Raw genomic sequence first — 23675 nt, 5'->3', positions numbered from 1 at the left:
TCGGAAGACCGCGTTCTGCTTTCCAGCTTGGCGCAAGATCGTGGTTTGACGGAGTCGCAGGTGGTGCATGAGGCACTGACTCAACTGGTCGGCGGCATGTCGAATGAGGAACGCTTGCGCCGGTTTCGGCAGGCCGCCGGGATCTGGAAGGACCGTACCGATCTTCCGGACTGGGAAGCGCTGCGGGCCGAGTGTGATCGAGTCTAGGGAGACGGGACTTGCGTCTTCTCTGAGTGGCAAGCCTGGAATCCGCGAAAGGGCGTGGCCGACTTACGACTGCAAGCCACGCCCTTCGCAAAGCCTCAGGGACGTGCCACCCAACGCATTTCACTAGCCACTAACCACCAGCCACTACCCACTCTCTTCTCCCCCCATGCACTACATTCCCGAATCGATGTGCGAAGTCGCCTGCCGCACGACTCCTGACGGAGCCGGGGACCGGTCGCGCCTCGAATTTCATTACCGCTCGGCTCCGCTCTACGTCCTGACGCTTCTTGTCGGCGGACTGCTGCTTGCTGATTTCGTCGGGGAGTGGACTGGCGGAAGCTGGCGCGTTGTCCTGGGCTATCGCCTCGCCCTCTGGGCGGCGCTGATTGGCGGGGCGCGGATTCTGTTTCATACGCTCGAAGGGGTTCTCGCCGGTCGGTTCGGCGTCGATCTGGCGCTCTCGGTCGCCTGCCTGGCGGCGATCGGTCTGGGCGAGCATTCCACAGCCGCCCTCGTCGTCTTCATCGCCCTCGTCGGCGAAAGCCTCGAAGGTTACACGATCGACAGCGCCCGTCGGGCGGTCCGGCGGGTGTTTGCGCTGCGGCCGGCCATGGCGCATCTCAGCGAAGACGGCCGCGAGCGCGACGTCCCTGCCGATAAAGTCCGCGTGGGGGATGTCGTCGTTGTCCGGCCGGGCGAACGGATCCCCGTCGACGGCTCCGTCCGCGAAGGACGCTCGACCGTCGACGAGAGCACGTTCACCGGCGAAGGACTGCCGGTCCCCAAGCTCGAAGGGAGCCGCGTCCTCGCCGGGACGGTCAATCAGCAGGGTTCGCTGACCATCGTCAGCGAACGCGTGGGCGAAGACACGTCGCTCGGGCAGGTCGCGGCCCTGGTGGGCTCCGCGTCGGCGCGAAAGACCTCGACCGAACGCCTCGCCGATCGCCTGGCCCGCTGGTTCCTCCCCGCCGTGCTGATCATCGCTGCGGGGACGTGGATCGGCTGGCGGCTTGCCACCGGTTCCTGGCGCGAGGGGGCGCTGCCGGCCCTCAGCGTGCTCGTTGTGGCGTGTCCCTGTCCGCTGGTCCTGGCGACGCCCGCGGCGGTGATGGCGGCCCTGGCCTGGCTTGCCCGGCGGGGGATCGTCGTGAAGGGCTCGGTCTCCCTCGAACGCCTGGCGGCCGTCGACACCTTTGCGTTTGATAAAACCGGCACGCTGACCCAGGGAGCGCTCGCCCTCGGCGAGATCGTTCCGCTCGCGGACATCTCCGCCGATCAGGTCCTGCGGACCGCCGCCATCGCCGACCGGCTCAGCGAACATCTCGTGGCGCGTCTGCTGGTGCGTGAAGCCGAATCTCGCGCGATGGCGCTGGTTCCGCCGGTTGAGTTCCATTCGGAACCGGGCTTGGGCGTGAAGTCTGTCGTCCGCGCGACGACGCTCGGCGAGTGGGCGTTCGACGCCAACGACCCCGTGCCGCACAAGCGCCACCGCACGCTGGTCCTCGGCAATCGCGGCTGGCTGCAGCAGCAGGGGATCGAGATCACCCCGGCCGCGGACAATGCCTGGTCCCGGCTCGAAGCTGCGGGTCAGACGCCCCTGGGCCTGGCGATCGATGGCGCGTGGCTCGGGCTGGTCGGCATTCGCGACACGGTCCGCCCGGAGTCGCGCGAGATCCTCAATCGACTGCGCGCCGACGGCATCCGGCAGTTTGCACTCCTGACGGGCGACCGTCCGCAGTCGACGGCGGCGATCGTCCGGGACCTGGGCGGACTGGACCACGTGGCCGCCGAACAATCTCCCGCCGACAAGGCCCGCTGGATCGAACAGCAGCGGTCCGCCGGTCGGCACGTGGCGATGGTGGGCGACGGCGTGAACGATGCCCCCGCCCTCGCCGCCGCGGACGTGGGGCTGGTTGTCGGTCGTCCCGGCGGCGACCTGGCCGCCGAAGCCGGCGACGTTCTGCTGCTCGGCGAACCGCTCGCGGCCCTGCCGGGTCTCGTCCGCCTGTCGCGCGCCTTCCTGCAGAACATCCGCCAGAGTATTTTTCTGTTCGCCTGCGGCGTGAATGGTCTGGGAGTCGCGGCGTGCGTGGCCGGCTGGTTGAGTCCCGTTGCCGCGGCGGTGTTCCACGAAATTGCGTCGCTGGCGGTGATGGCCAATGCGATGCGGCTCCTCTGGTTCGACGACGGCTCCCGCGAACCAACGACGGCGAAATGGCAGCCGGGCTGGCTCGATCGCATCTCGACCGCTCTGTCCCCCTCGGCCTGGGTCTACTGGATCCTCTCCCGCTGGACGCTGGTCCTGCGACTGGCGGCGTCCGGCCTCGCCGCGGCGTGGCTCCTTTCGGGCGTGGTCTTCGTTCAGCCCGACGAAGTCGCCCTTATCACGCGATTCGGCCGGCATATCGAGACGCTCGAAGCGGGCTGGGCCTGGCGCTGGCCCTGGCCGCTCGAACGTGCTTATCGCGTCCGACCGGACCTGGTCCGCAGCGTACCGATCGGTTTCCGTGCCGTACCCCAGTTCGCGGGACCGCAGCACGCGGAAGCCATCGAGTGGGTCAGCGACCATGCCGAGCGTGGACTGATTCCCGATGAAGCCGTGGTCATGACGGCTGACGAGCTGCCGATCGAGCTGACCGCCGAGGTGCAGTACCGGGTGGTCGATCCGGCTCAGTTCATCTTCCGCGGCAGCGCCGATCCCGATGGCGTGATCCGGCAGGCTGCGGAGAGCGCGCTCCGCGAGGCCGCCGCGCAACGCCCCCTCGACGATCTGCTGACCGAACGCCGACGGCTCGTCGAAGCGGAATGCCTGGTCGCCCTCCGTTCTCGACTGGAGTCGTGCCGGCTCGGGATCGAAGTCACCGATCTGCTCTGGCTCGACGTCCATCCCCCGCGTCCCGTCGTTCCCGCCTATCGCGACGTCGCCGACGCCCTCGAAGAGCAGGAGCTGCTCGTCAATCAAGCGGAAGCCTACGCCATCCGCACTCGCCAGCAGGCGGTCGGTCCGGTGCTGGCCGGTCGACTGGAAGCAATGACTCCCCGGCCGCGCAGCGAGGATCTGACCAACACCGAACCGTCCGCCGGACCGACGCTCACCGACGAGGACTGGCGGCAGTGGAGTACGGCGACCGGTCCGGCTGTGCTGTCGGGAGAAACCGCGGCCACGCTGGAAGTCGCCCGCAAAGAGGCGACGAGATTCCGCACGCAGGCCGAGGGCCGGGCCGCCCGGTTCGCGTCCCTGCGCGACGTCGACGCCGCCTCGCCAACTCTGACGCGTCAACAGCTCTACTGGTCGCTGCTCAAGGATTCGCTCGCGGGACGACCGCTGACAATCATCGACCCCCAGGCTACCCGCCGGGCCCAGTTCTGGTGGGGCGACCCGACCCCGATGCCAGCACTTCCCTGGTTCCCCCCGGTGGAACCGGAGCCCGTTCCGCCTGAAGCACCGGTCGAGTAGGGCCGGTTTCACCGGCCGGGAGACGAGCGGACGTGCCTCAGTCCTGCATCAGCGAACCGGGGGGCGGGCCGTCGAATCGACGAGTCCCGGCTCGGACGACCACGGTATCCATCGCCATGTCCCCCACGCGCTGCCGGCAGGCCGACAGTCCCGCGGCGGCCAGTCCGATGCCGTAGCCGAAGAATCCATCGACGATCAGCAAAATCAGACGCACTGCGGCCCGGAACACGCCGCACGGCCGTAGAGTCCGCCGCCAGACTCGCACGCCGCAGATCCATTTCCCGGGACTCAATCCCCAGATTCCCTCGGTAATGCTGTAGACGATCCAGCCCAGCAGCAGACTGCCGAACAGCACGCCGACGAGCCACAGCAGGCTCATGAAGAACGGCAGCGGATCCCGCTTGATGGCCGCCATCGCCTCGTCGACATCAAAGGACGACAGCGCCATCCAGAACACGATCGAGCCCGGCGTGTTGATCAGAAGCTGGTCGATCGTCCTGGCGATCCCGCGACGTGTAAAGGAAGCCAGCTCCCAGGTTTCTTTACCGAACGAGTACGTCGACGACCGGTACTTCCGCAACAGCCAGTCGCTGAGCGTCACGGTCGTCAGCATGTTGACCGTACCGAAGATCGTCAGGACCACGGTCAGCCAGACGATGTTCTTCATCAGCGACCCGAAGATCCCGCCTCCCTTGATCGACGCGCCCAGTTCCCCGTTGCGGAACGGAATCAGCTCGTACCCCTGCGACAGCCGCTTGGTCAGCAGCGAGGTCGGTTCGTTATCAAGGCCTTCCAGCCACACGAGACTTTCGGCGGCGGCGACATTCCGGCTGCTGATTTCCTTCCAGCCGTTGTTCTCCTGTCGCCACACGCTGACGGTGCTGGTTGGGCTCGTTTGCAGAGTCGCGACGTGTAATCGGCCGTCCGCGACGCCCACGCACCAGTCTGTCGGACAGGCGAACTCCAGCTCCTGCCAGACGGTTTCCCGGACCGGCTGCCAGGCGTCGGCGGGAGCGCCCTCATCCTTGACGGGAACTGGCGACAGCACCAGCTCAGGAGAAAATCGCAAACGCTGATCCTCACCGTTTCTCCAGAACGCCGCCGTCCGACCGCCGAACTCGATCAGGCGGTATTGGTCCCTCCCATAGGGAGGCGTGACGGGCGGTCCGGCCGGCGAAGGTTGCAGTTCGGCTGGCGTTGCCACGGAATTCACGATGCCCTTCAGCACCCACATCCCGTTTTCAAACTGATACAGACCGTCGTTGCCGACCGCATCGGAACCGACGATCGTCACTACGCCGTCTTGCAGAATCGGCGGCGAGACCAGCGCCGACAGCGGATTGTTCGCCGCCTGCAGCGACGACACCAGCGGCTGATGGTCTGGAATCAACCGCACGACCTTGTTCGCGCTGAGCATCCACAGCTCATCGCCCTGCGGCAGATAGAACTGCCCCTCGCCCAGTCCCCCGGTGATCCGCATGCGCCGGCCCGGCGTCACGTTCCCCGCCGCGTCCATGCTCTCCAGGTCATAGATCCCCTGAATGATCTTCATGGGGTCGACCGTCGGATACCACACGTCTCCCTTCCAGACGAACGCCTTCTCGTACCGAGGAATCCGCATCTGTCCGCTGAAGGCGAACATTTCCGGCATCCACGTGTACTGCACAACCTGCGGCACGACGAGCTGCAGAATGACGTACGTCACCACCAGCAGACCGAACCACGTCTGGAACTTCGATTTCGCATCCCGGCTGCGATAGCCTGCCGGGGCGTCGGCCTCGTCGAACGCAGCGTCACCCAGCGATTCCGGTGCAGACCCCGACATGACGACCCCCGATTCAGCCCAGCGCGGCAGAGTTCACCTGCAGAACGCAGGCCGCCCGCCGTCGGATCACGGCAGCGTATCGCGGCGCACGATGGGCGCGTAGGGCAGGCTCCCGCCTGCCGAATGGGGGCATCGCATGCGCAATACGGCACGCGTAAGCGCACCCTACGTCAGAATGTCGGTCAGCACCCGTCCGTGCACGTCGGTCAGACGGAAATCCCGCCCCGCATACCGATACGTCAGCTTCTCGTGGTCGAACCCCAGGCAGTGCAGCATCGTCGCGTGCAGATCGTGCGCGCTTACCGGGTTGACCTCGGCCTTGAAGCCGAACTCGTCCGTCGCCCCGTAGACGGTTCCTCCCTTGATCCCGCCCCCCGCCAGCCAGACCGAGAACCCGTAGTGATTGTGATCCCGCCCGGCCTTCGCCGCGCCGTCGCCACCCAGCTCCACCGAAGGAGTCCGTCCGAACTCGCCCCCCCACAGGATCAGCGTGTCCTCGAACATCCCCCGCTGCTTGAGATCTGTCAGCAGCGCGCCGATCGCCGGGTCGAGCTCCCCTGCCAGCCGGCGATGATTCGCCTCGATCTGATCGTGGTTGTCCCACGGCTGCCCCGCACCGTGCCAGAGCTGCACGTAGCGGACGCCCCGCTCCAGCAGCCGTCGGGCGATCAGCGTCTGACGCCCGTGGACTCCGGCGCCATACAAGTCCTGGATGTGCTTCGGCTCCTGCGACAGGTCGAACGCTTCCTCGGCGTCGCGCTGCATGCGGAACGCCAGTTCGAACGACTGAATCCGCGCCTCGAGCCGCGGGTCGATCCGCGGCGCCTGATGCTCCCGGTTGAGCTGCGCCAGCAGATCGAGCTGCCGCCGCTGAGCCGCTGACGACGAATGCGTCCGCCGGATGTTCTCGATCAGCTTGTCGAGCGTCCGCTGCTGCGGATCGATGAACGTTCCCTGGTAGGCCCCCGGCAGGAACCCCGACTGCCAGTTCTCCGCATCCTTGATCGGGTAGCCGCCGGGACACATCGCGATGAATCCCGGCAGGTTCTGATTCTCCGAACCCAGCCCATACAGCACCCACGCCCCCGTGCTCGGCCGCGGCTGCACCGAGTCGCCGCAGTTCATCAGCATCAGCGACGGCTCGTGGTTCGGCACCTGCGCGTACATCGAATTGATGACCGCAATGTCATCGATATGCTCGGCGGTCCTGGCGAAAATCTCGCTGACCGGCGTCCCGCATTCCCCCCGCTTCTCGAACTTGAAAGGAGACGGCAGCGACGCTCCCGTCTTTCTTTCGGTCAGCAGATTCGTCGGCAGCGGCTTCCCCGCATACTTCTCCAGCGACGGTTTGTAGTCGAACGTGTCGACGTGCGACGGGCCGCCGTTCAGGAAGAAGTGAATCACCCGCTTCGCCTTGCCCGGAAAGTGCGGCTGCCGCGGCGTCAGCGGATTGGTCGCGGCCTCGCCATCGGCGGCCTGCAGCACGCCGGCCAGGCCGAGCATGCCCAGGCCCATGCCGGAGCGGGTGAGCAGATCGCGGCGATTCATGTTCGGCAACTGAAATTCCATGATCACATCCTCGTTTCAAGGCGATCTGTCGCCCCTCCGGGGCTCGTTCAGACTGCCATTGCAATCAACCCCGCCCTCACGGACGGGGCTATGACTCTTCCGCCCCTGACGGGGCTGAGACGAGCGGCCGCAGTGATTCACTGGTTCTCGTCTCGAGGCCTCTCTACTTTCGACATTCCGCCTTCGTCATTCGACATTTCTTCGTCGCGTCTTCTCCGCGTCTCTGCGAGAGATCTTCCTCTTCGCCTTTCAATCCACAAACGCGAAATCATTGCTGATCAGCAGCACCAGCGCCAGTTGCTCCCAGGCCGAAAGCTGCTTCGCCGGCGCCGTGATCGAAAAGTCCTCCTGAGCCGGCCAGCGTTCCGCCGGCCCGGTCGCCGTCGGCGTCAGTTCCTCAATCACCGGCGCCCACAGGAACTCGTCGTGATTGAGCGTCCCACGGATATCCACCACGAAGTCGACCGCCTCCCCCGCCGCGACGTCGACCCGCTCCACTTCGAACGGTTCCGTCCGGTTGTGGACCTCCGCGGTTTTCACCTGTCCCTGTTTCCCGACGATGAGCGTCGCCCGCACGCCGTCCCCCGCTCCCGAGGGATGTTCCAGCGACCCGTGAATCGCGATCGTCATGTTCCGGGGTGCGATCCACCGGCGGACCACCGCATGTTCCAGGTCGTTCCCGGCATGGCCCCCGCTCGCGGTGAGCTGCGCCCAGCCCAGCGTCGCATCGGGCCAGGCCGGCCCGCCCTGCCACGCAGCCCCGTCAAAGTGTGGCAATTTCTGAAACCCCTTCAGCAATCCCGCCTGCGGATCGTACGGACCATAACCGTACTCCCACGCATTCGGCTTCGTCGGTTTCGTCTGCTGCGTCTCGGCTTCGATCGCCGCGACAAATCCCGTCGCCGCCGCCCGCTGGGACGAATTCGCCGGTCGCTGATAGAGCCGTTGATAAAGCACGTCGACCTTGTCTTCGGGCGTCTGAGCCGCGGCGAACTCCGCCGATTCCGTCAGTCCCTTCGCCTGCTGCGCCAGGAACGGATGATTCAGCAGAAACAACGCCTGCTGAGGCACTGTCGTTTCGCTCCGCTGCGGAATGTGCAGATCGGGATTCGCAAAGTCGAAGGCCCGCAACACCCCCGCCAGAAACTGCCGGTCGATCAATCCGTAGACCGTCCGCCGTGCAGGATACGGAGCCGCAAATAGATCCGCCGGTTTGCCGCCGACCCGATCGTCCAGCAGCCCCGAAGCCGCCAGCATCCCGTCCCGCAGTTCTTCGAACGTCAGCCGGTGCGGCGTCACCCGCCACAACAGCCGGTTCTCCGGATCGAGCTGCCGCGCTCGCGCCAGCAGGTCCGCATCGGCCGGCCCCGTCGATCCCTGCTGATACGCCGCCGAAAGGATAATCTCCCGGTGCAGCCACTTCAGACTCCAGCCCTCCGCCACCAGCCGGGCCGCCAGCCAGTCGAGCAGTTCCGGATGGCTCGGCGGCTCCGCCCGCAGACCGAAGTCGCTCGGCGTCTTCACCAGCCCTGCTCCGAAATGATGCATCCAGACCCGATTGACGATCACCCGCGCCGTCAGCGGGTTGTCCCCCCGCACAATCGCCTCCGCCAGTTCCCTTCGGCCGGCTCCATGCGCAAATGGCGCGCGGTCCGGCCCCGACAGAATCTCCAGGAACCGCCGGGGAATCTCCTCGCCCGGCGTCGCCGGGTTCCCCCGCTTGAACACCCGCGGATTTCCCCGCGGCGTCCGATCTTCCAGCACCACCGCCACGGGGGGCGCCTGCGGCGACTGAATCAGCCAGCGCTCGACCTCCGCCTGCAGCTTCCACAACTCATTCAGCGTGCCGCTGTCGAAGAACAGCTCGATGTTCAGAATCGCGTCATCCGGCACCACGCTCGGCGACAACGGTCCATAGAGCACCTGCCGCAGTTCTTCCGCCGCTGGATCCGGCAGTCGTTCTGGAACTGGCTGGCCCCCCTCCTTCGCGGCTTTCACCAGCGTCTGCCATTCTGCTTCCACCTGCTCGAACAGCGTCCCGTAGCGCTCGATCAGCTCTCGCAGCGTCGCGGGAGCCGGATCAAGCAGCGCCAGCACGCGCGGATTGACCGCACCCAGCGAGCCGCTCTTCAGTTGCGCGGCCAGCTCGGCGGACTTCTGTGAGAATTCTTCCGCCGGAAGTTGTGCGAACGCCGTCCACGCCCGGAACACCGGCTCGGGCTGCTGAGCCGCCACCACCAGATGCTGCGTCCATTGTCGGACGAAGGCGGGGATCAAATCCGTCTTCGCCAGGATCACGTCGAAACCTTCCGCCGGGTACTTGCTCAGTTCGAGCTGCGCCAGCAGATATTCCTTCACGCGCGACCGGGCCAGGGCCGAGGCCTCGTCCCGTTTCTCCGCCAGCACCGTCCGCCGCTTCTCTTCCCGCTGCTGCAGTTCCTTCTGAAACGCCTCGTCGGGCGTCACGCCGTTCTGCACCGGCAGCACGACCTGCTTCTCGGCGCTCGACCGGAAGACGCCATACAGCGAGTAATAGTCCTTCGTGGGGACCGGATCGTACTTGTGATCGTGACACCGCGCGCACGCCACCGTCAGCCCCAGCATCCCCCGCGATACCGCATCGATCCGGTCGTCGACGATGTCGTGGGTCACCCCCAGAAACCGCCGGCCCAGCGTCAGGAAGCCCATCGCCGCCAAGTCATCCGGCGACGTCGCCACCTGATCCCCCGCCAGTTGCAGCCGCAGGAACTGGTCGTAAGGCATGTCCGTATTCAGCGCCCGCACTACCCAGTCCCGATACGCCCACGCCTGCGTCCAGAACCGCTCTTCGCGGGCGTAAACGTAACCCTTCGTATCCGCGTACCGGGCCACATCCAGCCAGTGCCGGCCCCACTGCTCCCCGTAGTGCGGCGAAGCCAGCAGCCGGTCGACCAGTTGCTCGACCGCATCGGGCCGGTCGTCCCGTTCGAACGCGGCGACTTCCTCGGCCGTCGGCGGCAGCCCGGTCAGATCCCACGTCACCCGCCGGATCAGCGTCCGCCGGTCGGCCGGCGGAGATGCGGAGAGCCCACGGGCTTCGAGTCCGCTCAGCACGAACGCATCGACCGGGGTCTGCACCCAGTCCGGCTGTCCCGGCACGGGCACCACCGGTTCTCGCACCGGCTGAAACGCCCAGTGCGCCCGCTGCCGCTCCCCCAGATCCCCCTGGCCAGAGAGGGTGACCGCCTTCGGCCACGGCGCTCCGAGTTTGACCCACTCCGTGAGACTGGCGATCTGCCGGTCGGAGAGTTTCTTCTCGGGGGGCATCTGCACATCCCCCTCGTGGCGGATCGCCCGGATCAGCAGGCTCGCCGCCGGATCGCCGGGGACAATCGCCTTCCCGGAGTCCCCTCCCTTCGCCAGCAGCGCCGCCGATTCGAGCGACAGCCCCCCCTCGCTCTTCACGCCGGAGTGACACTTCCCGCACTGATCGATCAGCACAGGTCGGACTTCCTTCTCGAAGAAGGCTTCGGCCTCGGCATCATCGGCCAGCGCGGGGTTGGGGCCGAACGCCAGCAGAGCGGGCAGCAGCCAACGGAGCACGTCGGGCATCGGAACAGATCCTCGGGAGTATCCGGCCAGCAGTCGTCGTCCCTGAGTATAAACGATTCTGGATGGGTTGTTGAGGGGGGAATGGGAATCCGGGCATGACTCGACTCAAGTTGCATCGGGAAACGGGGGTAGGGTGAGTCGAGTCTTCGAGGCTCACCGAGGTTTTTGATCGAAGAGGTGAGCCTCGCGGACTCGACTCACCCTACTTGGAAACTTGGATTTGCCGCGGGGAATCCGACGGCCCTCCTCCCCCAAGAAATTCGAATCCCTGCCGACGAAACCTGTTGACGAGCGCGACTCCCGCCGATACAGTTTCCTAGGAAACTATTGGAGCGGGACATGACCTCTTCGGAATCCGCCAGTCGCCTGGAAGATCACGCCGGCTACTGGCTCCGCTTTGTCTCGAACCACGTCTCGCAGGCCTTCGCCCGCAAGGTCGAAGCCCGCGGCGTCACGGTCGCCGAGTGGGTGCTGCTCCGCGAAATGCTGGACGCGGGGGCCACGAATCCGAGTCGCCTGGCCGAAGCGCTCGGCATGACGCGGGGGACGGTCTCCAAGCTGATCGAGCGGCTGATGCACAAGGAGCTCGTCGCGCGCACCGTGTCGGACCAGGACCGACGCTTTCAATCGGTCGCCCTGACCCCGGCGGGGACGGAGCTCGTCCCGGTATTGGCCAGGCTCGCCGACGAAAACGACCGCGAATTCTTCGGCCATCTCAACGGCGACGAAGCCGCCCGGCTCGTCGGCCTGCTCAAAGAGATTGTCCGCCGGCAGGGGTGGAAAGACATCCCCGTCACCTGACCGAAACCTCAATACCACAGGGGTCAGAAACGATGGACGCAGCCGTAACCAGCACGATTCAGGAATGCGCGCGGGGATCGTTGTCGGGAGACCTGGCGTTTCCGGACATTGTCGGCCGCCTGATGGCCGCCGGCGTGGAGCGCTATCACACGGATTACAGCCGGCAGGAGACGACCTATTATCTGCCGGACGGCGCATCGCTGGTCGTCGCCACTCCCCACCCGCCGGACGCGACGGGCGCAGAATTCTGCGCGGCGACCGTCGCAGGGGCGGTCCGGCAGAGCCAGCGGGGCGAGCACACCTATCTCGACTTCATCCGCAAGACGATGGCCGCCGGCTGCGTCGGCTACTTCGCACAGATCACCGGCCGCCGAGTGATCTACTTCGGCCGGAACGGGGAGAGCCACGTGGAGGAGTTTCCGTCGCGACCGGCCGGGGAGTGAATTGCCGGCAATGCATGAGAGTCGTCGAATTTCCTCTCGTGGAAATTGAAGCGAAACGAATTGTCTTTGCTCGACGCTGCTGGCCGGTGCATACTGCTGGACGGCGGCTCATTTCACCGAGTTCAACGGCGTTGCGAGACACTCTCGATGGAACACAACTTCTTTCGCGGCTCGGCGGCGGTGCTTGTCCCGGCGATGTCGGTCTGGTTCTGGTCGGCCCTGGCGAGCGGCCAGGACAGCCCGGCCGCGACCAGACCGCCGGAAGTTTCGGCGGGAAAAGTCGACGAGTTGGCCGTCGAAGAAGAGTTTCAATTGCTGCTCCGCCAGGACGTTTTGTCGGCCGACGAGCTTGCGCTGAAGTCCCGCGCGGAGCTCGAAGCGCATTTGAAGCTGGCTCGTCGGCAGAAAGTCCTGGCGCTTCGCAAACTGGTCCAGTCCCTCGACAAGGCGTGGCGCGCGGGGGCTCGAATCAATCAGTACGCCGACGATCAGGGCGTCATGTCGCGAGCGCTCTCCGACCTTGCCAGAGCCGAGTTCGACGTGGCGGAATCGCGGGAGGACCGACTGGCCGCGCTGAAGGACTGGCATCGAATGGTCTGCGACGTCGAAGAAATCGTCCGAGCAAAGCGAGAAGCCTTTGCTCTGGGGGGCGACGACATCTCCGCAAGTCGCGCGATCGCGAATCGCCTGGATGTCGAAACCGCGTTGACTCGCGAACTTCTCGCCGGCGGTCAGTCGGCTCCACAGTCCAAATGAGGTGACAGGTGCGTCGGAACCGCCGGGAGCTGCGCCGAAGCACACTCGGGCCTTCCGCCAGACGTCGATGATCCTGCGCCGGATCGACCAGGTGGCGGCACAGGCGTTGGCTTCGAGGCCTCGTTCGGCGTAATCATGTCTCAATGGAGACTGACTTGCCTGAGTCCGGGGCGACAAGCGCCGACCTCCGGCGGCATTACGAGTCAAAACAGGCGAAGACGCCGAACCTCTGTTCCGCACAGGATCGGCTCCGGCCGTGGATGGCTCATCGCGAGGGAGAAGTGACATGGTGCAGGCTGCCAAGAACACGATTTGCCTCTGGTACGACGGCGACGCCGAAGAGGCGGCGCAGTTTTACGCCAGGACCTTTCCCGATTCGTCCGTCGGCGCGGTGCATCGCGCGCCGGGCGACTTTCCGTCGGGGAAGCAGGGGGACGTGCTGACCGTCGAGTTCAGCGTGATGGGCATTCCCTGCCTCGGGCTCAACGGCGGCCCCGCCGTCAAGCACAACTGGGCCTTCTCGTTCCAGGTGGCGACCGCGGACCAGGCGGAAACGGATCGTTACTGGAATGCGATCATCGACAACGGCGGCCAGGCGAGCGCGTGCGGCTGGTGCACCGACAAATGGGGCCTGTCCTGGCAGATCACTCCGGTCGCACTGACGGAAGCGATCACCAACCCCGACCCGGCCGCCGCCCAGCGCGCCTTCGCAGCGATGATGGAGATGGGCAAGATCGACATCGCAGCCATCGAAGCGGCCGTCCGCGGCTGAGCGTTCTGGAGAACGAAACGCCGAAGCCCGGATTCGGGCAAGGATGTCTGGCACGGTGTGATCCGGGGCGTGCCCGCTGACATTGAAGCCGACCCGGCCGAAATCGCAGTGTCAGTCGGCCGCCTCGTTCGATGGCTAACCGCGAATCCCCTTCGCATAATCATACAACTCGAGGCTGCCGCGCTCGTGGCGGATGCCGTACCAGCGGACGGATTCCTGGTCGGGGCGGAGCATGGGTTTTGAGCGAACGCCGAAGAGCAGTCCGTCGATGGCGGTCTGGAAGTCGTCGGCCTGGTACGCGAAGGCGTCGTGCATGTAGCTCTGGCAGAAGACGCGGCCGTCGGCGCTGACGAACAGCGCTCCGTGCCGGTGATGGCATTCGGCGAAGCCGACGAGCGCGGAATCGAGCAGCTCGGACCACCGCAGCACGACAGGGTCGTCGTTCCGTGCGGGCTCGAAGCAAATGTCGTTGAAGATCTCTTCGAGCATCTCGCCATCCGGGCCTGCTCCGACATGCAGCCCGGAAAACTGCTCGAGGATGTCGAACGCAGGGTGGTCAGACGAAATGTCTTCGACTGCGACCCGGCGACCAGCCAGCATTAAGGAAGTAAGGGCGGGCGGCTGTGGAGAGCGTGATATTCATTACGTAGCCTGCCTGTGATCGAGAGCACTGCCACCCCGACCTCGGATTGGCAACCATACCATCTGCACAGACGCCGGACATTCCCGTTGGCCCGCGCCGCGCGAAGGATCACGCCGGCCCAATCCGATCCCGCATGTCCCGTTCAACATGGATCGTCAGCCGCGGGCACTCGCGTCGCAGTCGCTCGATCGTCGCCCGGCTCACGCCGGGCACGTCCATCGCCAGATACCGCAGGGCCGGCATCTCGGGGATCCGTTCCAGCGCCCGATCATTCAAGTGCTTGCCGAACAGCCCGAGAAACTCGACTCGCTGCGTCGCTGTGACGAATTTCATCGAATCGTCGTCGGGGTGCGACGTACCGATCAGCAGGCTCCGAAGATGGGTCAGGTGCGGCAACTGTTCCAGCGCCCGGAGCGACGGCTCCTGCTTGTGCAGGCCCAGCAGCTCCAGGTAGCGCAGGTTCGGCGCGGTTTCCGCAAAGTCCCGCAGCGCGGTCATCGACAGTTCGCTCGGGCTCAGGATCAGCCCCTGCAAACCGGCCAACGGCAGGATGCGGCGGTAGGGTTCCTCCGGCGCGCTGTCGCACCACGTCCGCGTCGTATCGAGCTGGAACGGCGCGCCGGGGCACGCTTCGCAAACATCGGCCATCCGGCGGAACTGTTCTTCGTCCCGGGGGGACAGCCTCAGCAGTTCGAGCCAGCCGTCCCGCCACGCACGCTCCAGCCAGTTCCCCTCGGCGAGCCAGCGCGGGTCTCCCAATTCGCCGATCACGATCCGGCCGAAGTGTAAGTGCTGATGCCCCGAGGGATCGGGCGCGGTCCGCCACCAGTCCGGCAGAATCGCGGCGAGCTTCTGCTGCGGACGCCAGAGCGGATCGGCGCAGGTGCAGGCCACCATGGACCGCTCGATATTCGCGAAGCCGACCCGAAGATCGCGCACGTACTGACAGTCGCCGCAGCAGCGACGAAACCACGCCGCCCGCTCCCGGTGGCCGTTCGCCGCCAGCCAGTCCGCAAAGTCCAGCCGGCGGCTTATGTCCAGCGGATTGTCGCCGATCGGCCGGACCACTTCCTCAAACGGAATTGGCTTCGGTTTCCGCACTCCCACTGGTGTTCCTCCGCGGTGAAAAGACCGGTCACGTCGCCTTCGCATTCAGTCGCAAATCGGCGTTTTATCCCCGTCAACCACCCGCGCTCCCAGGCCTCACCGGCTGATGCGACAGCCCGGGTGCTGTTCCATGAACTCCCGGGCGGCCTCTGCAGTCACGGCGGTATTGGACAGCGAGACGTATTTGAGTCTCGGCAGGCATCCAAGGAATTCGAGGCAGGTGTCGGTGACTCCAGTTCCCGGGAGATAGATCTCTTCCAGCTTCGACAAGGCCGCGAGCTGCTTGATGCCTGCGTCTGTGATGAACGTGTTATTCAATCGCAAGTACTGGAGCTTTTCAAATTCAGCAAATTGCTCCAGGTCGCTGTCAACGAGGGACGTGTCAGCGAAATCAAGCGTTTTCAGATTCGCACAGGCTCGCAGATGAGGCAGGAACTGAGCCGAACCGATACGGCAAAGGCGGATCTCCTGGACGTCGCCCAGTCCGGAGGCTCGTTGCTCCTGCACCTTCTGACGAAGAATCTCCCGGATCCGCACATCGGAGAATCCGGCATCAATTCCTAGAATTCGTGCCCAATCTGCTCGGCGGTTCCCCAGTCCCGTGACCTCGAACATGTGCTGATGCATGTTTGTGGCCCACAGCTGCAAATTGTTGAACACGTGCAGCAACACGATCCTTTCCGCCGCTGAAAGTTCTTCAATTCTTGTCGTCGGCGAGAGCTTTCTGTCGCCAAGAACAAGCTTCAAGATCGGCAGAACCAGATCATCACCGGTGTATTCGTTGGCCCGATCGAGATACGGCACAAGAAGCGGCACAAGGCGGTCGACATTCTCAAGCTTCAGCCTGCACAGGACATCCACAATGCGGAATGTGACCCAGCCGCTTTGCCATCGCCCGCTCCAGGGAAACTTCATGTCTTCGTCGCGACCGTCGTCGTCTGCCTCCTCCAGTCGACCTTCGTACTGCAGCATCGCCCGGCCAATCGGATGGTGCCGACTTTCCATCTCGGGCTGATCGGATTTGAAGACCCGATTGGTTGCATCGGGGGCCTGGAGTCCATTCACGAGCACTTCCAGGACAGGAGCGGAGACGGAGGACTCTGCGTCAGCCAGACTCAGAGCGGCGGCCATCCGGACGGAGGCGCTGGAACGCGGGTCGGAAACCTGCTGCTCCAGCCATTGCCCGATTCCGCAGTCATGCCCGGTCAGGCAGGCCAGGCCGAACACCAGACTGGCGCAGACCAGTTCATTGGGCTCTTCCACGAACTGTCTTTGCATTCGAGAAGCAATTGTCGCGATCGACATACCCGCTGGAACGTCACCACCTGCGAGTGTTCCCAGCAAGTACGGTACAACGACACGGATGCGTTCATCGAGATCAGACAGCAGGATCAGATACGTGCCGAATCCTTCCCAGATCGCCTGTCGTGCGCGACTGTGCAGATCGTCGAGGGAGCCTTCGCCATCAAACCCCTCGTTGCCATCGCCGGAGTCCGTGTCCTCCCCATCCTCGTCAGCCCTGCAATTTGCGACGAATGTGACATCGGCCAGGAATTCGAGAATCCGTCCACGGCAGCGAAGGGTTCGATCTCCCAGCAGTTCGATCAGAAACGGAATCGCCGGAAGAGTGGCCGGATAGATCGAGCACATCTGATGACACAACGTATCGTACAGATCGCCGATCGCCCGGACCCAGTCGGCGGGATCGGATGATCGCAGAGCCCGAATCCTGTCCGGGATTCCGTCTGCCTGGCCGTAGGCATGAGTCAGTTGATCCCACTCAATGCCGTCGAGACCTTCCAGCATCGATTGCTCCATAGACGCAGGTTGATCATCAAAGTCTCTCAATGAGGCTCGATTCAATCGCCGTCTGAGTGTACCTGCAGAGCAACGTACCGAATTGACTGCGTCGATGCCATAAGTCACGAGGCGACGGGGTGTCGACGGGAAGCGACGAAATTGATCGCGCATTCCGGCCCTTCCACCAATCCTCACAAAACCCGCTGCTTCTCCCGTTCCTGCCGGAACCAGAGCTCCACCGCCTCCACCGCATACGGGTCCTGCTCCACCGGAGCCGGGTGCAGTTGCGCCCCTTCCGCCAGGAAATGCTCGATCCCCCGTCCCCGCCGCCGGCCTTCCTGGCTGTGGCGGTCGTAGGCGAAATCGGGGATCTCGGGGACGAAGGCGTCGAGCTCCGCTCTCAGCATGCAGACCGCCGTGTAGTGGTCCCCTTCCCGGGATTTCTGCGCCCGGCACAGGACCCGGATGGCGTTTCCCACCATCATCATCGACTCCCCCATCCGCTCCGGCTTGTATAACCGCCGGGCCTGCTCGATCGCCTGGGCCGCGAACAGCACGGCCTGCGGATCGGCGAGCCCGATGTCCTCGTGCGAGCAGACTTCGATCCGGTTGCAGATCCAGGAGAAGTAGGCTTTGCACGTCCGCGCCATCTCGACGGCGAACTGCATCGCCTCCCGTTCGAGCCCCCGCCGGATGCACTTCTGCGTCGCCGAAACGCACACAAACGGGTCCAGATCATTCAGCGTCCGCTGGAGCTGAGACATCGCAATCTCCCTGGAATGTGACCCGATCCCCGCACGGGACCGCAGCATCTGTCAGCAATAGACACTCGACTGCCGGCGTTCGACCCGCAGCACCATGCCCGTTTTCGAGTTGGCCGAGACATTCTTCTTCGCCGCGAAACGGACCGCCGAGAACTCGATCGCGGAGCCGTAGAGCTGCTTGAGCAGTCGCGAGGCGTTGTCGAATCCGCGCTGGTCGACGATCCCGACATTGCCCCCGCGCCCTGCGAACGTGGGCCCGTGGTCGAAGTAGACGCGGTTGTCGACAAAGACGATCCGATCCTCGATCAGCGTCCGCATGGTCCAGTCGAAGTCGTCCCGGCCGAGGAACCGTTCGTCAAACAGCCGGTCGCGGGCCGGGCCGAGAATGCCGAAGGTGGCCGAGATCGCCGAGACCAGGCGGAAGGGAACTTCATCCGGTCGCGCGAGCGCAGGATTCGCCTGCCGGGTGAACGCGAAGGCGCCGATCCCGACGTCGGCGCAGATATTGGCTGCATTGACGAGGATCTGCTGGATCTCGTCGGGATCCTTCGTGGCCCGTTGCGAGAAGCCGTCCGAGATCAACACCCGCTTCAGGTCGTCGTCGACCTGCACCTGGCACCGGCAGTCAATGTTTTTGATGATCCAGTTGCGGACCTGGGGGAGGTTCTCCGTCGGCGGATGCGGAATCAACTGCCGCTCGGGCACCAGCGGCCGATAGTCGGCGACTTCCCGTTCGTCGACGCAGATCAGCGCCTCGGGCAGGAGGGCGAGGATCCGCCGCATGTTGCCCGTCCGCCTCCGGCTGGGAACGATCACTTTCAGCGAATCACTCACGGTGCAACCTTTCGATCACCTTGTCCGCGGAAATCGCCCGCCCGAAGCCGATCTTCGTCCGGCCGCGCCCCTTGTCGAAAACGCTGCTGCCGATCTGCAGCAGATCGCAGAGAATGTTCCACTCGCGCGTGGTCCGCGCCAGCACGACCAGGTAGTCGTAGTGTTCATGCGGCCGGAGTGCCAGCTCGCACTCCAGCTCCCCCTCGACGGGAGCTTCCAGTTCCCCGGCGTGCAGTGCATCCAGGTCGGCGACCATCCGGCGGAGATTCGCGTCTTCAAACGTCACGGATTCGAGCAGTTCCGCGAGGGCGACATCGTCCCGCTCGGCCATTTTCGCGATCGCATCCATCGCCGCGAGCAGCTTGTCGGCATCGGCCGCATCGACATCGAGCACCAGCGTCGGCAGCAGATCGTCGGGCTGGGCGCCTTCGACTCGGGCATGCCCGTCGATCAGCACCAGGCCGCTGGGGGTCTCGCAGGCGACCACGGCCGACGCAAACCCGACTTCCGCCACAATCGCCTGCAAGGCGGCCCGCTGGCGCTCGGGGTGCCGCTGCCAGTTCTTTTTGTTCGCCAGCAGCTCCCGGGCGGGGACTCGCCGGAATTCCTTGATTCGATCTCTCATGGAAATCTCCGCACCGTTCCGCCGGCAGATCCACCAGCGAACCGCCCACTGGTCCGTCCGGCGGATCGGCTCAATGCACTGTCGCCGACGCCAGGAGTACACTGGCGAACAGACTATACGTGATGTCATTCACAAGTCAACGGCCATTTTTCGAAAAATGGCGTTCCGCTTGAGGAACGGGCGCAGACGACTCGCAGCCTGGCCGGCGGAGTCGGTTTGCTGAGAACGCATCGCGGGGGCAGCGGCCAACGAGCCTCGTGGGGCCACCTGAATCACCAGCCAAGGATGAGGCGCGCGCCTCCGGTCCCCTCTCCGGACGTCTTCGTTGGGAGAGGGATCGGGTGAGGGTGTTTTGGATCTCTCACTGGAGGAGGAAGGCACCTTCACCCTGGCCCTCTCCCACATCAGAATGCGGGCGAGGGGACAAGACCGAGACTCAACGTCTCAGAATCGATGCCGGCGATTGATTCCGGCTCGTTCCCTTCATCGCGAAGAGCCCCGCCGGCCTGTGAACAGTCCAGCCGAGGCGCTCAATTGCGGAGAGACGTCACTCATCCTCCTCCATCTCCTCCAGATCATTTTCGTCAATCTCGTCACCCGACTCTTCCGACTCGCTCTCCGACTCCGGATCCCATTCTCCGATCAGCTCGTGCAGGCCCTCCAGCCGGGCGATCGGTTTGTCCGTCGTCGGCGAGTTTCCCCCTCCCACGTGGTAGACGGCGAAGTCCTGGATCGGGACTTCGCCGGGCATCGCCACCTGGTCGAGCATGTAGCAGACGTGGTCGCAGATGCGGAACTGCATCACGCGGACCAGCGTCGTCAGCGCGTCCCGGTCCACCCCTGCGCCGAGAAGTTTTTCCAGGGCCGGGGCCAGCCCCGGGTTGTGCTCGGGATGCTTCAGGGCCCAGTCGATCCAGCGCTGATCCCCCGCCGGCACAATTTCGTCGGTCAGCCACTTGAGGAACGAGTGGGTCGCCAGGATTGGTTCGCCCGATTCCAGTTCTTCCCGGGCCGCTGCCTCCGGATCGGGCAGGCCGACTTCGTCCATTTTCAGAGTCAGGTCGGCGAGGGCTTGGGGGTCGATGGACATGGGGATTTCTTCCGGAGGGGACAGGACCTCAGACCCGCCGGTCGAGACGGCCGGCCGCGGCGAATCCGACACGACGCCCCCGCATCGTTGCGCGGTCGCGCAGGGGAGTCAATCTCGGCGAGCGAGGGGGAGTGCGAGCATCATCGTTTCGGTTGAGCCTGCTTGTGCTTTTCGAGGCGCTCCCGGCGCTGGGAGTTCGTGCCGAAAATGAACACGCCAACCAGGCTGACCAGCGAACCGCCAGCGAGAAGCGAACCGGCAGTGTCGTGATTCAGGGCGACAAGGATGCCGCCGGACAGCAGACCGATGACTCCGAGCGAGAAACCGGACCAGGCCCGCTTCGTCGCTCCTTCGGTCACGCCGGCTTCCATTCGCATGCGATGGCGTGCCTGCTCGACGAAGATCTCGATGATTTGCTTGGCTGATCCGGGAACGACCGCCTCGTATTCCTCCAGCATGTGGGCCGGAGGAATCGGTCCCTGATAGGACATCTGCGAGACGTGTGAAACGGAAATGTTCGCGGGAACCTCGGAGCGAGCGGGTTCCGATGCGTGAATGGACGGTTCCCGTCGAGCCGGAGCGATTTCAGCGCGGCGTCGGGAGCTGCTGCCTCGCCCCACAACCGGTTCCTTCAATCGCAAGACGGAGGTCGGCGCCCACAGCCTCGAAATCCATGCGAAGCGCCATCGCGTCGGCTTCGTCAGGAGAGGCTGACGTATTGTAAACCGTCAGCGTGTCTCCAAAGTCCAACACGCGTCCCACCCCTTCGGAAAAGGAAGGCTGCGCGAACAGGTATGTCGAAAAATCGCCCATGATTTTTCAGGATTTCGTGAGAAGCCGCTCTTGAAAGACTCGACGCCTGGCGAATCCTTCGATCGGGTCAGACATTCAGCGACCTGTCTGGTTCGCTCCGAGGAGCGGACTGTAGTCGACGCATCTCAATCAGTCTATGACAATTGCGACCGCTTTCAACCACCATCGGCCGAGATCGCCCCTGAACTTGACGTTGAACGACGTAAGCTGCCAGCCGGTCGGCTGATGCGGCGACCTTCGGATTGTCTCTCAGCACGGTCGCCAGCGACCCGACGGCAGCAACACTCGGCCACACGCTCGCCATTGGCCTCCCCGTGCGGTTCGCCGCACCGGATAGACTCCTCCGTCGGCTGCTGGTTGCGGGAGGTCCTCGGACGCCGTAATCTGTTAGGGCTGATAGATCTACGGATCTTGATCGGTCGCCGCAGGTGTGTGAGGCAGGTGCGACCCCGCCGGTGGGCGGCTGCGAAATCATTTCTCTGGAGGATATGCGGATGTCGACGGCGACTCAGAAGAAGCTCCCGTACAAAGTCAAGGACATGTCTCTGGCCGAGTGGGGTCGCAAAGAGATCCAGCTCGCCGAGAATGAAATGCCTGGCCTGATGGCGCTCCGCGCCAAGTACGGCGCTTCAAAGCCGTTGAAGGGCGCCCGGATCGCCGGCTGCCTGCACATGACGATTCAGACGGCGGTGCTGATCGAGACGCTGACGGCGCTCGGGGCCGAAGTCCAGTGGTCGAGCTGCAATATCTTCTCGACGCAGGACCATGCGGCCGCCGCCATCGCCGCCACGGGCGTGCCGGTCTACGCCTGGAAGGGGATGAACAACGAAGAGTTCGACTGGTGCATCGAGCAGACTCTCTACTTCCCGGACGGTCAGCCGTTGAACCTGATTCTCGACGACGGCGGCGATTTGACCGTCATGGTGCACGACAAGTTCCCCGAGCTGCTCGGCGGCATCAAGGGGCTGTCGGAAGAAACCACGACCGGCGTGCATCGCCTGTATCACATGCACAAGGAAGGCCGTCTGGCTGTTCCCGCCATCAACGTCAACGATAGCTGCACCAAGAGCAAGTTCGACAACCTCTACGGTTGCCGCGAGTCGCTCGCCGACGGCATCAAGCGCGCGACCGACATCATGATCGCCGGCAAGGTGGTCGTGATCTGCGGCTACGGCGACGTAGGCAAGGGGAGCGCCGACGCGATGAAGGGCCTGGGGGCCCGCGTGGTCGTGACCGAGATCGACCCGATCTGCGCGCTGCAGGCCTCAATGGAAGGCTTCCAGGTGACGACGCTGGAAGAAGTCGCTCCATTCGCCGACATCTTCGTCACCGCCACCGGCTGCGAAGGGGTCATCCGTCGCGAGCACCTCGACGCGATGAAGAACGATGCCATCGTCTGCAACATCGGCCACTTCGACTCGGAAATCGAAGTCGCTTATCTGACCGGCCGGAAGGATATCCAGAAGATCGAGATCAAGCCGCAGGTCGACCGGTTCGTCTTCCCGGACGGCAAGGGGATCATCATTCTTGCCGAAGGCCGGCTGGTGAATCTGGGCTGTGCGACGGGGCACCCGTCGTTCGTGATGTCGAACAGCTTCACGAACCAGACGCTGGCCCAGCTCGCCCTCTGGACGGAGCCGGACAAGTACGAAGTCGGCGTGCACCGGCTGCCGAAGGAGCTGGACGAAGAAGTCGCCCGGCTGCACCTCGACAAGCTGGGAGTCAAGCTGACGAAGCTGACGCCGAAGCAGGCCGAGTACCTGGGCGTGCCGGTCAACGGCCCGTTCAAGCCGGACCACTACCGGTACTAAGCCGGCGAAGGGCATGTGTGAAACTGAAGAGCCCCGCGGGTGCAATCCTGCGGGGCTCTTTTCTGTACGCCTGGCGGGTTATGTTTCAGGGGAGGTCTGCGCCTTTGGATGTCCCAGGGCGAACCAGGCGGAGCTTGGAATCGTAAACCGGGAAATTACTTCGGTTCCAGCTCTGCGAGCTGTCGCTTCAGTTCCTCGTCGCCCGGCGTCTTGCCTTCCGCCTGGAGTTTGCGGAAGCGGGATTCGAAGTCTGCGATCATCGGATCGGCGCTGCGGCGGGCGGAGTCGATCATGCGGTCGATGAACAGGACGCCGTCGAGGTGATCGGCCTCATGCTGGACGGCGCGGGCGCCGAGGTCGTCGAGCGTGAACTCGAACGCCTCGCCGCTCAGATCGAAGGCTTCGACGACGATGTCGGATGCGCGACGGACGGGGCCGTAGAGCCCTGGAAAGCTCAGGCAACCTTCTTCGCCTTCCACCGTCCCCTTGCGTCGGAGGATTTCGGGGTTGAGAAAGACGAATTCCTCGTCCTTCTCGGCGGGGTCGCCCGTGAGGTTGATGAGAAACAGCCGCCAGGGAAGCGCCACCTGATTGGCGGCGAGGCCGATCCCCTTGGAGGCGTACATCAGCTCGAACATCTCCGCCACGACCTTGCGCAGATCGGCGTTGATCTCCTGAACTGGCTTCGACTTCCAGCGCAGGGCCGGATGCGGATACTGAACGATTTCCATGACGACCAGAATTCTCCGGGAGTCGCCAGCAACCGC

21 protein-coding genes are annotated in these 23675 nt (G+C 64.5%); 8 read left to right on the top strand and 13 right to left on the bottom strand.

Annotation, left to right across the window (positions count from 1 at the left end; genetic code table 11):
- Positions 1 to 60: 60 nt before the first annotated feature.
- Positions 61 to 207 carry a hypothetical protein gene (locus SH412_RS24825; protein WP_336520727.1) on the top strand — a complete coding sequence of 49 codons (147 nt, stop codon included), beginning with the start codon at positions 61 to 63 and terminating at the stop codon, positions 205 to 207.
- A gap of 166 nt (positions 208 to 373) precedes the next feature.
- On the top strand, positions 374 to 3664 hold the full coding sequence (locus SH412_RS24820) for a cation-translocating P-type ATPase family protein (RefSeq protein WP_336520726.1): 3291 nt from the start codon (positions 374 to 376) through the stop codon (positions 3662 to 3664).
- Between the two features lie 37 nt (positions 3665 to 3701).
- On the opposite strand, the gene SH412_RS24815 is transcribed toward SH412_RS24820, so the two are convergent.
- The 3 genes from SH412_RS24815 to SH412_RS24805 all read right to left on the bottom strand — a co-directional run bounded on the left by SH412_RS24815 (position 3702) and on the right by SH412_RS24805 (position 10649).
- Positions 3702 to 5489, bottom strand: a complete 1788-nt coding sequence (locus tag SH412_RS24815; RefSeq protein ID WP_336520725.1) for an RDD family protein — start codon at positions 5487 to 5489, stop codon at positions 3702 to 3704.
- A gap of 165 nt (positions 5490 to 5654) precedes the next feature.
- The gene (locus tag SH412_RS24810) at positions 5655 to 7058 is read right to left on the bottom strand and encodes a DUF1501 domain-containing protein (protein ID WP_336520724.1); all 1404 of its coding nucleotides are present in this window, start codon (positions 7056 to 7058) and stop codon (positions 5655 to 5657) included.
- Between the two features lie 249 nt (positions 7059 to 7307).
- Positions 7308 to 10649, bottom strand: a complete 3342-nt coding sequence (locus tag SH412_RS24805) for a PSD1 and planctomycete cytochrome C domain-containing protein (RefSeq protein WP_336520723.1) — start codon at positions 10647 to 10649, stop codon at positions 7308 to 7310.
- 339 nt (positions 10650 to 10988) lie between these two features.
- Between SH412_RS24805 and SH412_RS24800 the strand changes: the two genes are divergently transcribed.
- From SH412_RS24800 to SH412_RS24785, 4 genes are all read left to right on the top strand, one after another.
- A complete protein-coding gene (locus SH412_RS24800) occupies positions 10989 to 11450 on the top strand; it encodes a MarR family winged helix-turn-helix transcriptional regulator (RefSeq protein WP_336520722.1) in 462 nt (153 codons plus the stop codon).
- 32 nt (positions 11451 to 11482) lie between these two features.
- Positions 11483 to 11893 carry a DUF1398 domain-containing protein gene (locus SH412_RS24795; RefSeq protein ID WP_336520721.1) on the top strand — a complete coding sequence of 137 codons (411 nt, stop codon included), beginning with the start codon at positions 11483 to 11485 and terminating at the stop codon, positions 11891 to 11893.
- 147 nt (positions 11894 to 12040) lie between these two features.
- Complete coding sequence (locus SH412_RS24790; RefSeq protein ID WP_336520720.1) at positions 12041 to 12649, top strand: hypothetical protein; 609 nt, start codon at positions 12041 to 12043, stop codon at positions 12647 to 12649.
- A gap of 286 nt (positions 12650 to 12935) precedes the next feature.
- Entirely contained in the window at positions 12936 to 13421 is a 486-nt protein-coding gene (locus SH412_RS24785; protein ID WP_336520719.1) for a VOC family protein, read from the top strand.
- A 135-nt stretch (positions 13422 to 13556) separates the two neighbouring features.
- Here the strand turns inward: SH412_RS24785 and SH412_RS24780 are convergent, their stop codons facing one another.
- The 3 genes from SH412_RS24780 to SH412_RS24770 form a co-directional block, all read right to left on the bottom strand.
- On the bottom strand, positions 13557 to 14021 hold the full coding sequence (locus SH412_RS24780) for an SUKH-3 domain-containing protein (protein WP_336520718.1): 465 nt from the start codon (positions 14019 to 14021) through the stop codon (positions 13557 to 13559).
- 151 nt (positions 14022 to 14172) lie between these two features.
- Positions 14173 to 15165: a hypothetical protein gene (locus tag SH412_RS24775; protein WP_336520717.1), complete on the bottom strand. Its 993-nt coding sequence runs from the start codon at positions 15163 to 15165 to the stop codon at positions 14173 to 14175.
- Between the two features lie 102 nt (positions 15166 to 15267).
- Complete coding sequence (locus SH412_RS24770) at positions 15268 to 16143, bottom strand: leucine-rich repeat domain-containing protein (RefSeq protein WP_336520716.1); 876 nt, start codon at positions 16141 to 16143, stop codon at positions 15268 to 15270.
- Positions 16144 to 16368: 225 nt separating this feature from the next.
- On the opposite strand from SH412_RS24770, the gene SH412_RS24765 reads away from it, so the two are divergent.
- The gene (locus tag SH412_RS24765) at positions 16369 to 16884 is read left to right on the top strand and encodes a hypothetical protein (protein WP_336520715.1); all 516 of its coding nucleotides are present in this window, start codon (positions 16369 to 16371) and stop codon (positions 16882 to 16884) included.
- A 278-nt stretch (positions 16885 to 17162) separates the two neighbouring features.
- On the opposite strand, the gene SH412_RS24760 is transcribed toward SH412_RS24765, so the two are convergent.
- The 6 genes from SH412_RS24760 to SH412_RS24735 all read right to left on the bottom strand — a co-directional run bounded on the left by SH412_RS24760 (position 17163) and on the right by SH412_RS24735 (position 21037).
- Positions 17163 to 17735 (bottom strand): AAA family ATPase, encoded by a 573-nt coding sequence (locus tag SH412_RS24760; RefSeq protein ID WP_336520714.1) that lies wholly within the window; start codon positions 17733 to 17735, stop codon positions 17163 to 17165.
- 51 nt (positions 17736 to 17786) lie between these two features.
- The gene (locus SH412_RS24755) at positions 17787 to 18569 is read right to left on the bottom strand and encodes a hypothetical protein (protein WP_336520713.1); all 783 of its coding nucleotides are present in this window, start codon (positions 18567 to 18569) and stop codon (positions 17787 to 17789) included.
- Positions 18562 to 19194, bottom strand: a complete 633-nt coding sequence (locus tag SH412_RS24750; protein ID WP_336520712.1) for a ParB N-terminal domain-containing protein — start codon at positions 19192 to 19194, stop codon at positions 18562 to 18564. Before SH412_RS24750 ends, SH412_RS24755 begins: the two co-directional genes overlap by 8 nt.
- A 547-nt stretch (positions 19195 to 19741) precedes the next feature.
- Positions 19742 to 20284 (bottom strand): hypothetical protein, encoded by a 543-nt coding sequence (locus SH412_RS24745; RefSeq protein WP_336520711.1) that lies wholly within the window; start codon positions 20282 to 20284, stop codon positions 19742 to 19744.
- 140 nt (positions 20285 to 20424) lie between these two features.
- Positions 20425 to 20775: a DUF2335 domain-containing protein gene (locus tag SH412_RS24740; protein ID WP_336520710.1), complete on the bottom strand. Its 351-nt coding sequence runs from the start codon at positions 20773 to 20775 to the stop codon at positions 20425 to 20427.
- A gap of 94 nt (positions 20776 to 20869) precedes the next feature.
- Positions 20870 to 21037 carry a hypothetical protein gene (locus tag SH412_RS24735; RefSeq protein WP_336520709.1) on the bottom strand — a complete coding sequence of 56 codons (168 nt, stop codon included), beginning with the start codon at positions 21035 to 21037 and terminating at the stop codon, positions 20870 to 20872.
- A 554-nt stretch (positions 21038 to 21591) separates the two neighbouring features.
- Here SH412_RS24735 and ahcY point away from each other — a divergent pair.
- Entirely contained in the window at positions 21592 to 22908 is a 1317-nt protein-coding gene (gene ahcY / locus SH412_RS24730; RefSeq protein WP_336520708.1) for an adenosylhomocysteinase, read from the top strand.
- Positions 22909 to 23063: 155 nt separating this feature from the next.
- Here the strand turns inward: ahcY and def are convergent, their stop codons facing one another.
- Positions 23064 to 23639 (bottom strand): peptide deformylase, encoded by a 576-nt coding sequence (def, locus tag SH412_RS24725; RefSeq protein ID WP_336520707.1) that lies wholly within the window; start codon positions 23637 to 23639, stop codon positions 23064 to 23066.
- Positions 23640 to 23675 lie beyond the last annotated feature (36 nt).

Source organism: Planctellipticum variicoloris (assembly GCF_030622045.1).
GTDB classification, from domain to species: Bacteria; Planctomycetota; Planctomycetia; order Planctomycetales; family Planctomycetaceae; genus Planctellipticum; species Planctellipticum variicoloris.
This window is presented reverse-complemented; position numbering and strand designations above follow the sequence as displayed.

What these genes read in the sequence shown, in the direction of transcription:
- SH412_RS24760 (WP_336520714.1), bottom strand. Translation starts at nt 17,735, where the DNA reads ATGTCTCAGCTCCAGCGGACGCTGAATGATCTGGACCCGTTTGTGTGC.
- SH412_RS24770 (WP_336520716.1), bottom strand. Translation starts at nt 16,143, where the DNA reads ATGCTGCAGTACGAAGGTCGACTGGAGGAGGCAGACGACGACGGTCGC.
- SH412_RS24765 (WP_336520715.1), top strand. Translation starts at nt 16,369, where the DNA reads ATGCCCGGTCAGGCAGGCCAGGCCGAACACCAGACTGGCGCAGACCAG.
- SH412_RS24750 (WP_336520712.1), bottom strand. Translation starts at nt 19,194, where the DNA reads ATGAGAGATCGAATCAAGGAATTCCGGCGAGTCCCCGCCCGGGAGCTG.
- SH412_RS24745 (WP_336520711.1), bottom strand. Translation starts at nt 20,284, where the DNA reads ATGTCCATCGACCCCCAAGCCCTCGCCGACCTGACTCTGAAAATGGAC.
- SH412_RS24800 (WP_336520722.1), top strand. Translation starts at nt 10,989, where the DNA reads ATGACCTCTTCGGAATCCGCCAGTCGCCTGGAAGATCACGCCGGCTAC.
- SH412_RS24790 (WP_336520720.1), top strand. Translation starts at nt 12,041, where the DNA reads ATGGAACACAACTTCTTTCGCGGCTCGGCGGCGGTGCTTGTCCCGGCG.
- ahcY (WP_336520708.1), top strand. Translation starts at nt 21,592, where the DNA reads ATGTCGACGGCGACTCAGAAGAAGCTCCCGTACAAAGTCAAGGACATG.
- SH412_RS24785 (WP_336520719.1), top strand. Translation starts at nt 12,936, where the DNA reads ATGGTGCAGGCTGCCAAGAACACGATTTGCCTCTGGTACGACGGCGAC.
- SH412_RS24810 (WP_336520724.1), bottom strand. Translation starts at nt 7,058, where the DNA reads ATGGAATTTCAGTTGCCGAACATGAATCGCCGCGATCTGCTCACCCGC.
- SH412_RS24780 (WP_336520718.1), bottom strand. Translation starts at nt 14,021, where the DNA reads ATGCTGGCTGGTCGCCGGGTCGCAGTCGAAGACATTTCGTCTGACCAC.
- SH412_RS24820 (WP_336520726.1), top strand. Translation starts at nt 374, where the DNA reads ATGCACTACATTCCCGAATCGATGTGCGAAGTCGCCTGCCGCACGACT.
- SH412_RS24815 (WP_336520725.1), bottom strand. Translation starts at nt 5,489, where the DNA reads ATGTCGGGGTCTGCACCGGAATCGCTGGGTGACGCTGCGTTCGACGAG.
- SH412_RS24740 (WP_336520710.1), bottom strand. Translation starts at nt 20,775, where the DNA reads ATGTCCTATCAGGGACCGATTCCTCCGGCCCACATGCTGGAGGAATAC.
- def (WP_336520707.1), bottom strand. Translation starts at nt 23,639, where the DNA reads ATGGAAATCGTTCAGTATCCGCATCCGGCCCTGCGCTGGAAGTCGAAG.
- SH412_RS24795 (WP_336520721.1), top strand. Translation starts at nt 11,483, where the DNA reads ATGGACGCAGCCGTAACCAGCACGATTCAGGAATGCGCGCGGGGATCG.
- SH412_RS24805 (WP_336520723.1), bottom strand. Translation starts at nt 10,649, where the DNA reads ATGCCCGACGTGCTCCGTTGGCTGCTGCCCGCTCTGCTGGCGTTCGGC.